Source organism: Streptomyces hiroshimensis, from assembly GCF_014650335.1.
GTDB classification, from domain to species: domain Bacteria; phylum Actinomycetota; class Actinomycetes; order Streptomycetales; family Streptomycetaceae; genus Streptomyces; species Streptomyces hiroshimensis.
Map to the genome: position 1 here is coordinate 71,666 of NZ_BMUT01000014.1, position 13,651 is coordinate 85,316.

Sequence of the window (13,651 nt, forward strand, 5' to 3'; positions counted from 1 at the left end):
TCCAAACTGTTTGGATAGTCGAAGTTAATCGAAGTTAGCCGAAGGGTCTCACCATGACGTCGATCAGCTACAGCGATGCGCTCAACGATGCTCTTGAACGGATGGACGACCTCGGGTACGAGCGCGGGCAGGGCGCCGACCTCGCCAACCACGGCCCGATGGGCGCCGAGGCGCTCGCCCTGCTCGGGCAGGAGGACGAGGTCGCCCGCTGGGTGGTGCGCTACCGGAAGGCGATGGAGCACCACGAGCCCCCGGCCGCCCGTTTCGCCCTGGACCCCGCGGACGAGTCCTCGTGGCGCCCCGCCCTCGGGGCCTTCGACCGGGCGGGCGACTGGGAGCGGCTCTTCGTCCGCGAACTGGCCGAGGCGCACTGGCGCGAGGTCCTCGTCCGCTGGTGGCCCCGCCTGATCCCGGGCCTGTTCGCCGGCCTCACCCACGGGCTCATCCGCACCGCCCACGCCGTCCGCGGCCTGTACGCGGCCGCCGACAAGCCGTCACCTCTTCAGCTGAACGAGCTGGCCCGCGGCCTGGCGTACTGGGCCGCCCGGTACGCCGAGCTCCCCGGCCGGCCGCGGCTCGCCGGATCCCACGACCTGCCCGCCGCGGTCGCAGCCCTGCCCCGCGTGGCCCCGGACGGCCAGATGGGCCCGGATGCCGCCCGCCGGCGCCTGGAGTCGCTCGCCCAACTGCCCGGCTACGACGAGTCGCTGGGCCGGCTGGCCCCGGAGCAGGCGCCCCGGCTGCTGAGCGAGATGACGGCCCAGTTCGCCGACGTCTACCTCGGCCACCCCGAGGTCTTCCCGGTCCCGCTGATCCACGGCGTGACCGCCCCCGCCGCCGCCCGCATCGTGCTTCCGCACCTGCCGCACGAGCTGTACGAACCGACGCTGGCCCGGCTCTGGCAGGTGCACACGGCCTTCCTGCTGGTCTTCACCACCGACCGGCGCGAGGAGGGCACGGAGGCCTGGCGGGCGGAGGCGCGGGATCTGCCCCCGCTGGACGAACTGGGCGCCCGGGCCGCCGAACACGGCGACGAACACGTCATCAAGTTCACCGAGGCGTGCCTGCGCGAGTACGCGCTGCGCCCCGACCCGCGCTACCCGGCCGCCGCCTACGCCGCGCAGCGCCGCATCACCCGCCTGGACGACGGCGGCGCGATCCGGCGGGTCTGACGCCGGCGAGGGCCCGGTGCTCGTCGTCCCAGCCGCGCAGTGCCGACGACGCCTCGCCCTCGTCGCGACCGGCGTACCGGAACACCACGATGGACAGGCACACGAAGAAGAGGGTCGTCAGGGGCAGGCCGACGTCGTGCAGCAGTACCCCGGCGACCAGGACCGCACCGAACACGAAGGCCGGCTTCGGCAGGCCTCCCCGGATGCCCGCGAGGCCGGCGGGGAGCCACCTGCGCGGGCTCCGGAGGGGCGGCTGATAGGCGGCACCCAGCCGCACGGCCTTCGGCAGGCGGGCTGCGTAGGCCGCCAGGGTCAGCCCGGGCAGGTGCCAGGAGACCGTCGCGGCCATGGACGGCCACGTCCAGCCCCACACGAGCCAGGCCGCAGGGACCGTCACCACGCCCCAGGCCCCCAGCCAGAGCGTGACGCGGGCGGCTGCCCCCAGCCGGGCGGCGGGTGTGCACCGCGCGGCTTCGTAGACGATCCACTGACGCTCGTATTCGGCATGGGCGGCCGCGACGGCACGGGCTTCCGCTTCACGTGCCGCCTGCTGTGCCAGCTGTTGCGCATCGGCTGCGGCGAACGCGGCGAAGTCGCTGCGCACGAGCAGCCCGACGGGGGAGTCCGGATCGCCGCCCTGCGCGCACAACCGGTCGTACCAGCCGACCCTTCCGGGGGCGGGCGGCATCACGCGTCCGAGGGCGGTGCGGATCCGCTCCCCGGCGAGAGGATCGGGCAGAAGCGCTGCGAGCAGCAAGCCGCGTGCGCCGTCGCCGGCCCACTCCCGGGCAGCGTCCGGCAGGCCGGCCGCCCCGGCCACCTCCTGCCAGGCTTGCCAGGTGTCGTCCCATGCCTCCTGCGTCCCGCCGAGGCCGCGCAGGTCGGTGAAGGCGGCCAGGGCGTCCAGCAGTCCGCCCGCACACAGGTCGCGGTAGATCCCCGCTGCCGGGCCCTCGGTGTCCAGACGGCCCTGCAGGCATGCCGTGGCCAGCGATTCCATGGTCACGCGAGTGCCCTTCCAGGCCGCCTCCCCGTCCGGGTCGAGCCAGCCCAGCAGGCGCAGGACCTTCAGGTCGGGCGTCACGTCCGGGTGTGTCAGCCACCGGTCGATCAGGGTGCGCCGGCCCTCGACGTCGTCGGTGAAGGGGTCGTCGAACCGCTGCAGCCACGCCAGCAGATCGCGCCATCCGTCGGTGGGTTCGGAGGGTGTGCCCATGCGGTCGAAGAACTGCTGCCGGGCGGCGGCCCAGTGCGTACGGACGGTCGCCGCCAGATCCCGCGGCGCCGAGTGCAGCGAACCGGCCAGTGCGAGCGGCTTCCTCGCCCGCGTGGCCGACGACAGTCCGGTGACGAGCGGCGCGGTCCCCGCATGGCGGGTGAAGGCGTCGACGAAGGCCGCGTCGTCGAGCAGCGTCCTGCTCTTGACCGCCTCCAGCCGCTGGTGCCGCCAGTTGCGGGGAGCCTCCGCCACGACGCCCAGCAGGAGCCCGTGGGCGAAGAGCGCGGCGCCCGACATGCCCTCCCACGGCGAATCGCCGCTCGCGAGCTCCGGCGAGACGTCCTTGACGTCCAGGACGTACCGGTTGCGGACGATGCCCGAGCCGGGGCGCAGCGCGCACTCGATGTGCTCGATGTCCACGCCCCGTGTCCTGTTCTGCTGCGCACGGGGGAAGCCCATGGCCTGGCAGCCGCCGAGGGGGGAGTCGTCCGTCAGCCTCGCCCAGTGCACCGGGGACAGACGGCCGGCCGTCTCCGGCCGGACGAGGTCCTGGCCGGAGACGAGCAGGGCGGCATCGCAGGCCCCCTCCCCGCGCCACGCCACCTCGGCGCCGTGGCTGCCCGTGCCGCCCACCACCGCCACCCGCGCCCGGCGTTCGTCCTTGACGACGTGGGCGGCGGTGAGAACCAGCCGCGGGGTCAGGAGATAGCCGCTGCCCCGGCTGCCGGTGATCTGCACGGCGGCGACGCGGCTGTGCTCGGGACCCATCGGCCGGCCGGCGCGTAAGGCGCCGCTCACGGCGTGCCGACACCGGCGAGACCGGACACGTCACCCTCGTCGTCGGCGGAGATGAGCACCGGATCCCCGTCGGCCCGGACGGGCTCCAGGGTGAGCGACACGCGGTGCGTGCGCGTGCGGCTCACTCCGGCGTCGGTCTCCCCGGAGACGACGAACGCGCGGATGCCGCCTCGCGCGCGGGCGTCCTTCCGCAGCTCGACGGTGAACTCCAGCGCGATCGGCCCCACCTTGAAGGTGATGTCGCTCCCGGCGCCTTGAGCGGCCGCACTCATCAGCTCGTCGCGCACGGCCTGTACCGCCGCGGCGAGCTCCATGTCCCCGGACCCCAACGCATCCCCCTCGTGCTGTTGTTCGCGCATCGGTTCACGCAGCTGTTCACGTGTCTGTTCACGTGTCTGTTCACGCCTCGAAACTCTGCTGCCCCAGGGTAAATCAGGGGGCGGCGGTTTCGAGGTCGGCGATGCTGCCCGACATGATGGTCCGCACGTGCTCGGTGATGAGCTCCGCAGGCCAGTCCCACCAGGCCACGGCCAGGAGCCGGGCGACGTCCTCGTCGCTGTAGCGGGTGCGGATGAGGCGGGCGGGGTTGCCGCCGACGATCCCGTAGTCGGGCACGTCCGAGGTGACGACGGAGCCCGAGCCGATGATCGCACCGTGTCCGATCCGCACGCCGGGCATGACCGTCGTGCCGTGGCCGAACCAGACGTCGTTGCCGACGACGGTGTCGCCGCGGCCCGGCAGGCCGGTGAGCAGGTCGAAGTGCTCGGACCACGAACCGCCCATGGTGGGGAAGGGGAAGGTCGACGGGCCGTCCATGCGGTGGTTGGCGCCGTTCATGATGAACCGCACCCCCGTGCCCAGTGCACAGAACTTGCCGATGACGAGCTTCTCCGGCCCGTAGTGGTAGAGCACGTTGCGCGTCTCGAACGCGGTCGGGTCGTCCGGATCGTCGTAGTAGGAGTACTCCCCGACCTCGATCAAGGGGGACGTCACCAGCGGTTTGAGCAGCACCACTCGCGGCTGGCCGGGCATGGGGTGGAGCACTGTCGGGTCGGCGGGAACAGGCATGGCGAACGATTCCTCACAGGCGGTGTACCGGTATCCGGTTCCATGATCGCAGCGTTGGATCCGGCTGCGCCCGCCTGGTCTGCGCTACCGGGCGGACGGCGGCGACGTGAGGAAGCGGCCGATCTCGCGGGCCACGGTCTCGGGCTCGTCCAGCTGCGACAGCACGTACGCCCCGGGCACTTCGGCATAGCGCCCCGCGGGGAGCAGCTCGGCCAGGCGGCGGCCGTGTTCGAGCGGCATCACGCGGTTGTCGGGTGACCACAGGACGAGAGCGTCCCCGGCGAACCGGCGCAGCGCCTCGGTGTCGCGGACGAGTTCCTTCTTGTCGAGCGGTCCGCGGCAGTACGCGAGCAGGTCGCGGCGGATGCGGGGGTCGCTCAGGAGGGGTTCGGTCCAGCGGTGGACGAGAGCGTCCGGCAGCGGTCGCCGGCCCATCTGCCCGAACATCATGGGCAGTCGGCGGAGCGCACCGACCCGCAGCCCGCCGGCGGCGAACCGGAGCCCGCCGGGCAGGCGGACCGTCAGTGTCAGCATCTTGCCGGGGAGCCCGGGCGGGAAGTTGCCGAAGGCCTCGCACGGGAGGATCACCTGCCGGGCGATACGCCGGTCCAGGCCGTGGGCGGTCAGGAACAGGCCCCCGCCCCAGTCGGAGTGCACCAGGGTGACGCCGTCGAGGCCGAGGGCGTCGAGGAAGTCGGCGAGCAGGCGGACCAGTCCGCGCAGGGTGAGGTCGGCGTCCGGCTTCATCGGCTGCCGGTGGGCTCCCAGCGGCAGGACGGGGCGCACGTAGGTGAAGCCCTGCGGGAGGAGCGGCAGCACGCGGTCCCACAGGGTGTGGTCCATGATCAGCCCGTGGAGCAGGACCACCGGTGGCCCCGATCCGATCTCGTCGTACTCGATGACACCTGCCGGTAACGCGACGTTCCTCACGACAGCCTCCCGAGAGAACGGTTGCCCTTCGCACGCACAGTCGTTATGGAAGCACTGTACGGAAGCGCTGCAGGAGCGTCGTCGACTGCCGCCCCGGGGCGGGGCCTGACGGCCCGCCCCGGGTCCGGGCCGGGATCAGGGGTGCCAGATCTCCTTGATGGTCTTCACCTTGCCCTCCGAGTCGACCGTGATGTCGTAGATGTTCCCCGAGCAGCTGTACGGCGACTTCACGGCGGAGCTGTTCGTCATGCAGTCACCGGCGTGCATCCAGAGCTCCCCGACGGGAACCGTCTTGGTGGAGCCGGAGCCGGTGGCCAGCTCCGCCTTCACGTTCTCGGAGAAGGTGTAGTAGTTCGCCTTGCCCTCGCCGTGGTAGATCCAGTCGTTCGGCGTGCAGGCCGGCTTGGCGTCCTTGGCGGACATCGAGCCCTTGGAGGGCGGAACGGCGATCTCGACCATCTTGTGGCCGGCCGGGAGCTTCGGCGGCTGCCCGCAGTCGCCGCCGCCGTTGTCCGCGGAGCCGCCCCCGCCGTTGCTCGCGGAGCCGCCGCCTGCGCTCGGCTTCGCCGAGGGCCGGGAGGAGGCGCCGGAGCCACCGGGGCCGCCGGCGTTGTCCTCCTCGGGCCCGCAGGCGGTGAGGGCGCTCAGCGCGGCCACGACGGCGAAGGCGCCGATGAGGCGCCGAGTGTGAAGGTGAGCCATTTCTGATCCCCCGTAGTGAAAAATGACGTGATCATGATCGATCGAGGGGGATTTCTACACCACGGAGCGGGTCGAGATCCAATCGGCGCGGGGGATACGCCGCAGGTGGGGGCGTGTACGCCCGGGCGGCTGCGGTCAGATCACATCCCACGGCGCGGCCTCGTACAGCTGCTTCAGCATGCGCACCGGTTCCGGGTCCGGCGGGAACCGCACGTCGTCGATCAACGGCACGGCGGAGACGCCCACGGAGTTGCAGGCGAACGCCGCGCCGAAGCGCGCCACCTCGTCGAGCCGTACCGGCTGCCGCCGCCACGGCACGCCCGCCCGGTCCAGCTCCCGCTGCAGTACGAGCATGGTGATGCCGTCCAGGGCGGGGGCCGAGGGCCAGATCACCGTGTCGCCTTCGAGGAAGCCCACGTTGGTGATGGCGCCCTCCGCCACCGAGCCGTCGGGCTCCACCAGCAGCGCCTCGTCGAAGCCCTCCGCCTTCACCCGCCTGAGGTGGTACGCCTGCCCGAAGACCCCCACGTGCTTGAGGTGGGCGGTGGGCCGCGCGTACGGGACGCTGCGCAGCCTCTGCGGGCCGGGTTCCGGCACGGCGGGCCGCAGGATCACCGCGGTCACGGTCCTGTCGCCCGGCTCCGGCGCGTACACGTAGACCCGCGCCGATGCGTCGCGCACTCCCGTCTCGCCGAGGGCACGCCGGATCCGGTCGCGGACCAGCCCGCCGTCGAGGCCCTCGCCGAAGAGCTCCTTGGTGGCCGCGTCCAGCCGGGTGAGGTGGAAGTCCAGCCCGCGCACCCGGCCGTCGCGGATCTGCATGGCGGTCATGTGCCCGTAGCCGCCCATCAGCGCGAGGAACAGCGGATCGGCGTCGACGGCGCGGCCGTCGACCTCGACGTACGGAGTGGAAAGATCGTTCATGGCGACCACCGTACGTCGCAGGTCAGGGCGTTGCCCGTAGCCGGGGCACGTTCAACGTGCGGCTGCGGCTGCGGCCCTGCGCACGACCCGGGCCGCGTCGTGCGCCACCCCGGTGAGCCAGGCCTCGGTGTCGGCGATCAGCAGCACCGTGGCGGCAACCGTCGGCTCAGGCCCCGGCTCCGGCCCTTGCGTCTGCAACTGCACCTGTGCCACCGCACAGTGCAACGGCGCCGACTCCGCCGCCGGATACGGCCCGGAGAGTTCCGGCACGTCCGTCCCCGCCGAGCGGACGACCTCGGCGGCCCGCAGGCAGTCGGCCGCCACACGGTCGGCCAGGGCCGTGAGCAGGGCGGCCGCGTCCGGCGGCAGGGCCGCGCCGTCCCCGTCCCGGCGGGACGCGAGGAGCAGTTCGCCGCCGCTGACGGCGTGGTGACCGGGCTGCATGGCCGTCTCCCACGGAGGAGTCGCCGTCTCGTCCCGGCCGGCGTGCTCCGTCCGGTACTGGGTGTGGGCCGCTTGGGCGAGGAGCATCGCGTTGCGGGCCGGGCGCAGCGGATCCGCACTGCGCTCGTCGGCTGAACTGTGGTGGCCGGGCCCGGGCCCGGGCCCGGGCCCGGGCTCGGCCCGGAGCCGTAGCCGGCGTCGTGGCACAGCCGGAAGGTCACCGTCTTGCACGCCTCCGCGCCCCGGCCCATGAAGTTCATGACGGCGCGCCGCAGTTCGCCTCCCGCTCCCTTGGGCCACGCGAGCAGGGCGGCCGCGGCACCCAGGGATCCTCCGATCACCACGTCGAGGAGCCGCACCGCGGGCAGTTGCCGGTCCGGGGGCAGGATCTGGGTGAAGAGCAGGATGAGGACGAGGGTGAGCGCTGCCTGTGTCCAGGCGGTGCCCAGCACGGGGCCCACGCTGAAGCCCACCAGGAACACGACGGGCGCCGCGGCGATGTAGAAGGCGGGCGTATCGCCCACCACGACGAGCATCAGCGTCGCGAGCGCCGCGCCGGCGGCCACCCCGAGGAACGCGGACGGCAGGGCACCCCGGGTGTCCGCGGCCGAGGTGCGCATCAGGCTGATGATCGCCAGCAGCACCCAGAAGCCGTGCGGCAGGTCCAGGGCGCCCACGATCAGCCGTGCCACCGCCAGCGCGAAGGCGAGGCGCAAGGCGTTCTGCAGGAGGACCGAGCGCGGGGTGAGGTGCAGCCGCAGCCGCCGCCACCATCGGGCGGGAGCGTGCAGCGCGGCGTACGGGAACGGTCCGCCCGGCCGCCGCCACCGGGCGTCGAGCGGTGCCCCGAAGGCGATCCGGGCACCTTCCCCGGCCAGCACCGCGCCCGTGGCGGCCGCTTGGACGACCGAGTCCTGCCGCAGCCGCAGGGCCGTGACACCGGCGAGCCGCCGGGCCCGCTCGGCGCGGAAGGCGGACAGGGCGGTGGCCAGCGTGTCGTCGCGCGGCCCCGGGGTTCCGGAGCGCAGGACCCGCCCGGCGCCCCGCAGGGCCGCCGCGGTGCGGTCCAGCAGGTGCGCGGCGCCGGGGTCGGGCCCCCGGGCGCCGACGAGCAGCCGGTCCAGCTGGGCGCGTACGTGCCGCACGGCCGCACGGACGTCGTAACAGGCCCGGTCGCACAGCGAAGCGGAGGTCGGACGCTCCGCCGGGGCCACCCGGGACAGCAGTGTCGCCTGCAGCGCCCGGTAGGCCGCCTCCGCGTCCCGCTGCGCGGTATCGCCGGGACCCGTACCGGCCAGGAGACGCCCGGCGGAGGTGCAGTAGCGGGCCATGGCGTCCACCGCGTCGGCGAGGAGGACCCGGTACGGGACCGGCTGCTCGTCGCGCCACAGGAGCCGGTCCACGAGCGCGGTCAGCAGGATTCCCACGGTGAGCCCGCCGAGCCGCTGCCCCAGCGTCCCGGGGGCGTAGGGCGGGAAGCACGGGAGCAGGTAGTACAGCTGGAAGGCGGAGGCCAGCCCGCCCAGGTGCGGGCCGCCGACCCCCAGGTACGAGGTCGTGAAGGCCACCACGAACATGCCGCAGGCGGCGCTCCACGAATGCGCCGCGAGCAGCGTGCCCGCGGTGACCAGGACCCAGGCGGCCGGCAGCACCGCGAGCACCGTACGCGTCCGCTGCTGCGCAGGCCCCGGGACCTGGGAGAAGAGCGCGAGCGGGAGCGAGCCGAACAGGGCGTAGAGGGCCGTGCCGGGTGCGCCGAAGCCGTAGCGCAAGACGTAGAAGCCGGTGAGCCCGGAGACGGTGGCCCAGGCGGCACGCCGGAGGTGCTCCGGCCCCTGGTCCTGCTGCAGCAGCCACCGGAGTGGGCGGGTCACGTCTGTCACCCTAGGTGAGCTGCGCGCCTTCGCAACCGGGACGGTCGGTCGCCCCCGCCCCCGCCCCCGCCCCCGCCCCCGCCCCCGTCCCCGTCCCCGGCCTCGTCCCCGTCTCAGCTCTCCACCGTCTGGACCTGCGGCGGGTGGCCGTTCCAGGTGACGAACACCGACGTCGTCTTCGTACCGGCCATGAAGTCCACCCGGATCCAGGCGCTCTGCTTCCACACCCGCATCTGCCACCCCTCCTCCGGCGTCGCCGAGACGAGCGTGGCGGAGCTCCGGCCGAGGTCGAAGACCGCCCGGCCGCCCCGGACCGGATAGCTCTTCACTTCACCGTCGCCCGGGCGGGGTTGGGCCTCGGGGTTTTGCGCCGGCCCGGATCCCGGTGCGGGCGTGGACGTGGGCGCCTGCGGCTTTCCGGACGGGGCTGCGGAGCCCGCCGGTGACGGGGAGGGCGGTGGGCCCGGGGCGCGGGTCGAGGAGGCCGGTTCGCCTATTCCCGGCGCCGCCGTGCCGGAGATCGGCAGCGCGCGCGGCGGCTCGTAGGCCGTGCCGGCCAGCACGGTGCGCACCCCGTACCAGGACACCGCCATGGCGGCCGCGGTCGCCAGCGTCCACGCCAGGGCCTGCATGATTCCTCGTCTCACCTGGCTCATGGTGCCTCACCCGTATGGCGTACGGTGCGGGCCATGGCAAGACTGCTCGTAGTCGAGGACGACCCGTTCGTGCGCTCCGCCCTCATCCGGCAGCTGACCGAGGCCTCGCACACCGTCCGCAGCGTCGGAACCGCTCTCGAGGCGCTGCGCGAAGTGGCACAGGTCGGCTTCGACCTGGTCATCCTCGACCTGGGACTGCCGGACCTCGACGGGGCCCAGGCCCTGAAGATGCTGCGCGGCATCACCGACGTGCCCGTCATCGTGGCCACCGCACGCGACGACGAGGCGGAGATCATCCGGCTGCTCACCGACGGCGCCGACGACTACCTGGTCAAGCCGTTCTCCGTGGCGCACTTGACCGCGCGCATGGCCGCCGTGCTGCGCCGGGCCGGCCGGGGCGGACCGGCGGGAGAGCCCGCGCCGTCCGCCGCGCTGCAGGTCGGCGGCCTGTCGGTCGACCCCTTGCGCCGGCAGGCGGAACTGGACGGTGCCCCACTGGACCTGACGCGCCGTGAATTCGACCTGCTGGCCTACCTGGCCGGCCGCCCGGGCGTCGTCGTCCCGCGCAAGGAACTCCTCGCCGAGGTCTGGCAGCAGTCCTACGGGGACGACCAGACCATCGACGTGCACCTGTCCTGGTTGCGCCGCAAGCTCGGCGAGACCGCCGCCAGCCCCCGCTACCTGCACACCGTCCGCGGGGTCGGCGTGAAGCTGGAGCCCCCGGAGACGCCGCCGGGCCCGGGGACGGGGACGGCGTCTCCGGAGAAGCCGTGAGATGGGCGCTCGTCAGGGTCTCGCTGGCCGTCACGGTCATGGTGGTGCTGGCCTTCGCCGTGCCGCTCGGCCTGGTGGTCAAGGAGCTGGCCCGCGACCGCGCCTTCGCCGACGCCGAACGGCAGGCCGCCCAGATCCGGCCCGCGCTCGCCATCACCACCGACCGCGACCAGCTGGAACGGGCGGTCGCCAGCTCCCAGGCGGGCGGAGACGGGCGGATGGCCGTCCACATACCCGGCGGCGACGGCGTACCGCAAGGGGAAGGCGCTGATGCGCGCGAGGGGCACCAGGCCTACGACATCGGCCCCCGCCGGGCCGACCCGCACGCCGTGGAGACGGCCCGCCGCGGCCGCTCCGCCGTCACGTCCGTGCCCGGCGGCTACGCCCTGCTGCAGCCGACGGCCCTGAGCACCGGCGAGTTCGCGGTGGTCGAGGTCTACGTGCCGCACCGCGCCGTCGGCAACGGCGTCACCACCTCCTGGGTGATCCTCGCCGGCGTGGGCCTCGGCCTGATCGCCGGCTCCCTCGTCACCGCGGACCGCCTCGGACTGCGCCTCGTACGCCCGGCGGAGCGGCTCGCGAAGGCCGCCGTCGAACTGGGGGAGGGCAAGCTGGGCGTCCGCGTGCGCGAGGACGGGCCGGCCGAACTGCGCGCCGCGGCCGTCGCGTTCAACTCCATGGCCGACAAGATCGTGCAGCTCCTCTCCCACGAACGCGAACTCGCCGCCGACCTCTCCCACCGCCTGCGCACCCCCCTCACCGTCCTGCGCCTCAACGCCGCATCGCTCGGCGAGGGCCCGGCCGCCGAGCAGACCCGCGCCGCCGTCGCCCAGCTGGAGCGCGAGGTCGACCAGCTGATCCGGGCGGCCCGCGAACAGGGCGAGCAGAAGGAACGGCCCACGCTCGGCTGCGACGCCTGCGAAGTGATCCGCGACCGGATGGACTTCTGGTCGGCGCTGGCCGAGGACGAGGGGCGCACGGTCCGGCTCTCGGGCGTCGACGAGACCGTGCGCGTCCCCGTCGCCCGCCCCGAACTCGCCGCCGCGCTGGACGCGATGCTCGGCAACGTCTTCCGGCACACCCCCGAGGGCACCGACTTCGCAGTGGACGTGCACCACAGCGACGACGCCGTCATCGTGCTCGTCTCCGACGCGGGCCCGGGCATCACCGACCCGGACGCGGCACTGCGCCGCGGCCACGGCGACGGCGGCCCCGGCTCCACCGGCCTCGGCCTGGACATCGTGCGCCGCGTCGCGGAGTCGACGGGCGGTGACGTACGGATCGGGCGGTCGGTGCTCGGCGGCACGGAGGTGCGGGTGTGGCTCTCGCCGGACGGCGGCGGCTCCCGGCACCGCGAGCGCCGCCGCCGGGTACGGCGCGGCCGGCCGCGCCGTTGAGCCTGGTCGCCGACCCGCGCGCCGCCCTCCGTTTCCGGCTCCGCCCCGCCGGCTCCGTCGGCCGACCTGCGGCGCCACCCCCCTCATTAACCCCCGCCGATGCCTTCCTTAAGCCCGCCATAAGGAGTGGGCCCGGGAAGGCGATTCGGCGATTTGCCTGGTTTGCTCTCGCTAGCGTGCCGCAGGTACCCACCCCCCCCAACCCAGAACAGGCAGGCACGCGATGGGTTCCTCCGCACACCGCCGACGAGTGAGCCGCAAGGCGAAGCTCGCCGGCGCCGGCCTCGCCGCGGCGATCGCGACGGGCGCCGCGTTCACCCTCACCGGCACGGCGCAAGCCGCCTCGGTCGGCGCGGCCTTCTCCCGGACCGGCGCCTGGTCGGGCGGCTACACCGGGCAGTACGTCCTCACCAACGACACCGGCAAGGACCTGCCGGGCTGGAAGCTCACCTTCGACCTCCCGGCCGGCACGAAGATCACCTCGCTGTGGAACGGCAAGCACACCGTCAGCGGGCGCAGCGTCACCGTCGAGCCGGAGGGCTGGAACGCGACCATCGCCCCCGGCAAGTCCGTGACCGTCGGTTTCGTCGCCGCCCGCACCGGCGCCGGTACGGACGACGCCCCCGCCAACTGCCGGATCAACGGCGCGAAGTGTTCCGTGGACAAGAGCCCCGGCCCGCAGCCCACGGGGTCCACCGGGCCCACCACCCCCACGCCCGCCCCGACACAGTCGCAGCCGCAACCGCAGCCGACCGTAACCTCGCCCGCCCCCGGAGGCGCGAGCGCCGCGTTCGCCCCGTACGTCGACACCTCCCTCTATCCCGCCTACGACCTCCTCGACACCGCCAAGAAGACCGGCGTCAGGAACTTCAACCTCGCCTTCGTCACCTCAGGAGGCGGCTGCACGCCCAAGTGGGGCGGCGTCACCGACCTCGGGGGCGACGCCGTCGCCCGGCAGATCGGGAAGCTGCGGGAGGCGGGCGGCGACGTACGGGTCTCCTTCGGCGGCGCCGCCGGCTCCGAGCTGGGACTCGTCTGCTCCTCCGCCGACGAACTCGCCGCCGCGTACGGCAAGGTCGTGGACGCGTACAAGCTCACCAAGGTGGACTTCGACATCGAGGGCGCGGCCCTGCCCGACACCGCCGCCAACACCCGGCGCGCCCAGGCGATCGCCACGCTCCAGAAGAAGCACCCCGGTCTCGACGTCTCCTTCACCCTCCCGGTGATGCCCACGGGCCTCACCCAGGACGGCGTCAACCTGGTCGAGAACGCGAAGAAGAACGGCGTGTCCGTCTCCGCGGTCAACATCATGGCGATGGACTACGGTTCGTCCTTCAACGGCGACATGGGGCAGTACGCGATCGACGCCGCCACTGCGACGCACGCGCAGGTCAAGGGCGTGCTGGGGCTGAGCGACAAGGCCGCGTGGAAGGCCGTGGCGGTCACCCCGATGATCGGTGTCAACGACGTGTCCGCCGAGGTCTTCAAGGCCGACGACGCGGCGCAGCTGGCCGCGTTCGGCCGGTCCAAGGGGATCGGCTGGCTGTCGATGTGGTCCGCCGCGCGCGACAAGCAGTGCCCGGGCGGCGCGCAGAACTCCGCGTCCGCGACCTGCAGCTCGGTCCTGCAGGACGAACTCGCCTTCACCAAGGCGTTCGCCGCCCGCAAGGGCTGACACACAGGCCGCAAGGGC

12 protein-coding genes are annotated in these 13,651 nt (G+C 73.4%); 4 read left to right on the top strand and 8 right to left on the bottom strand.

Annotated elements, in window-relative coordinates:
- Nucleotides 1-53: 53 nt before the first annotated feature.
- On the top strand, nt 54-1,172 hold the full coding sequence (locus tag IE241_RS27660) for a questin oxidase family protein (protein WP_190024578.1): 1,119 nt from the start codon (nt 54-56) through the stop codon (nt 1,170-1,172).
- Here the strand turns inward: IE241_RS27660 and IE241_RS27665 are convergent.
- The 8 genes from IE241_RS27665 to IE241_RS27700 form a co-directional block, all read right to left on the bottom strand.
- A complete protein-coding gene (locus tag IE241_RS27665) occupies nt 1,132-3,189 on the bottom strand; it encodes a trypsin-like peptidase domain-containing protein (RefSeq protein WP_190024579.1) in 2,058 nt (685 codons plus the stop codon). The two genes, IE241_RS27660 and IE241_RS27665, sit on opposite strands and share 41 nt — an antisense overlap.
- A complete protein-coding gene (locus tag IE241_RS27670) occupies nt 3,186-3,548 on the bottom strand; it encodes a trypco2 family protein (protein ID WP_190024580.1) in 363 nt (120 codons plus the stop codon). The genes IE241_RS27665 and IE241_RS27670 overlap by 4 nt, the downstream gene beginning before the upstream one ends.
- 73 nt (nt 3,549-3,621) lie before the next feature.
- Nucleotides 3,622-4,257: a CatB-related O-acetyltransferase gene (locus tag IE241_RS27675; protein ID WP_190024581.1), complete on the bottom strand. Its 636-nt coding sequence runs from the start codon at nt 4,255-4,257 to the stop codon at nt 3,622-3,624.
- Nucleotides 4,258-4,341: 84 nt separating this feature from the next.
- Complete coding sequence (locus tag IE241_RS27680) at nt 4,342-5,187, bottom strand: alpha/beta fold hydrolase (protein WP_190024582.1); 846 nt, start codon at nt 5,185-5,187, stop codon at nt 4,342-4,344.
- A gap of 135 nt (nt 5,188-5,322) precedes the next feature.
- Complete coding sequence (locus tag IE241_RS27685) at nt 5,323-5,889, bottom strand: hypothetical protein (RefSeq protein ID WP_190024583.1); 567 nt, start codon at nt 5,887-5,889, stop codon at nt 5,323-5,325.
- 135 nt (nt 5,890-6,024) lie between these two features.
- The gene (locus tag IE241_RS27690; RefSeq protein ID WP_190024584.1) at nt 6,025-6,813 is read right to left on the bottom strand and encodes an aminotransferase class IV; all 789 of its coding nucleotides are present in this window, start codon (nt 6,811-6,813) and stop codon (nt 6,025-6,027) included.
- A gap of 137 nt (nt 6,814-6,950) precedes the next feature.
- The gene (locus tag IE241_RS27695; protein ID WP_190024585.1) at nt 6,951-9,131 is read right to left on the bottom strand and encodes an FUSC family protein; all 2,181 of its coding nucleotides are present in this window, start codon (nt 9,129-9,131) and stop codon (nt 6,951-6,953) included.
- 113 nt (nt 9,132-9,244) lie between these two features.
- Nucleotides 9,245-9,787, bottom strand: coding sequence for a hypothetical protein (locus IE241_RS27700; RefSeq protein ID WP_190024586.1), 543 nt, complete (start codon nt 9,785-9,787; stop codon nt 9,245-9,247).
- Between the two features lie 33 nt (nt 9,788-9,820).
- Between IE241_RS27700 and IE241_RS27705 the strand changes: the two genes are divergently transcribed.
- The 3 genes from IE241_RS27705 to IE241_RS27715 all read left to right on the top strand — a co-directional run bounded on the left by IE241_RS27705 (nt 9,821) and on the right by IE241_RS27715 (nt 13,633).
- The gene (locus IE241_RS27705) at nt 9,821-10,561 is read left to right on the top strand and encodes a response regulator transcription factor (RefSeq protein ID WP_190024587.1); all 741 of its coding nucleotides are present in this window, start codon (nt 9,821-9,823) and stop codon (nt 10,559-10,561) included.
- Nucleotides 10,558-11,958, top strand: a complete 1,401-nt coding sequence (locus tag IE241_RS27710) for a sensor histidine kinase (protein WP_190024588.1) — start codon at nt 10,558-10,560, stop codon at nt 11,956-11,958. The genes IE241_RS27705 and IE241_RS27710 overlap by 4 nt, the downstream gene beginning before the upstream one ends.
- 223 nt (nt 11,959-12,181) lie before the next feature.
- A complete protein-coding gene (locus IE241_RS27715) occupies nt 12,182-13,633 on the top strand; it encodes a glycoside hydrolase family 18 protein (protein ID WP_190024589.1) in 1,452 nt (483 codons plus the stop codon).
- The last annotated feature ends 18 nt before the right edge of the window (nt 13,634-13,651 follow it).

Excerpts from the sequence above, each read along its gene's own strand:
- IE241_RS27705 (WP_190024587.1), top strand. The coding sequence starts at position 9,821 with ATGGCAAGACTGCTCGTAGTCGAGGACGACCCGTTCGTGCGCTCCGCC.
- IE241_RS27660 (WP_190024578.1), top strand. The coding sequence starts at position 54 with ATGACGTCGATCAGCTACAGCGATGCGCTCAACGATGCTCTTGAACGG.
- IE241_RS27715 (WP_190024589.1), top strand. The coding sequence starts at position 12,182 with ATGGGTTCCTCCGCACACCGCCGACGAGTGAGCCGCAAGGCGAAGCTC.
- IE241_RS27670 (WP_190024580.1), bottom strand. The coding sequence starts at position 3,548 with ATGCGCGAACAACAGCACGAGGGGGATGCGTTGGGGTCCGGGGACATG.
- IE241_RS27675 (WP_190024581.1), bottom strand. The coding sequence starts at position 4,257 with ATGCCTGTTCCCGCCGACCCGACAGTGCTCCACCCCATGCCCGGCCAG.
- IE241_RS27700 (WP_190024586.1), bottom strand. The coding sequence starts at position 9,787 with ATGAGCCAGGTGAGACGAGGAATCATGCAGGCCCTGGCGTGGACGCTG.
- IE241_RS27690 (WP_190024584.1), bottom strand. The coding sequence starts at position 6,813 with ATGAACGATCTTTCCACTCCGTACGTCGAGGTCGACGGCCGCGCCGTC.
- IE241_RS27685 (WP_190024583.1), bottom strand. The coding sequence starts at position 5,889 with ATGGCTCACCTTCACACTCGGCGCCTCATCGGCGCCTTCGCCGTCGTG.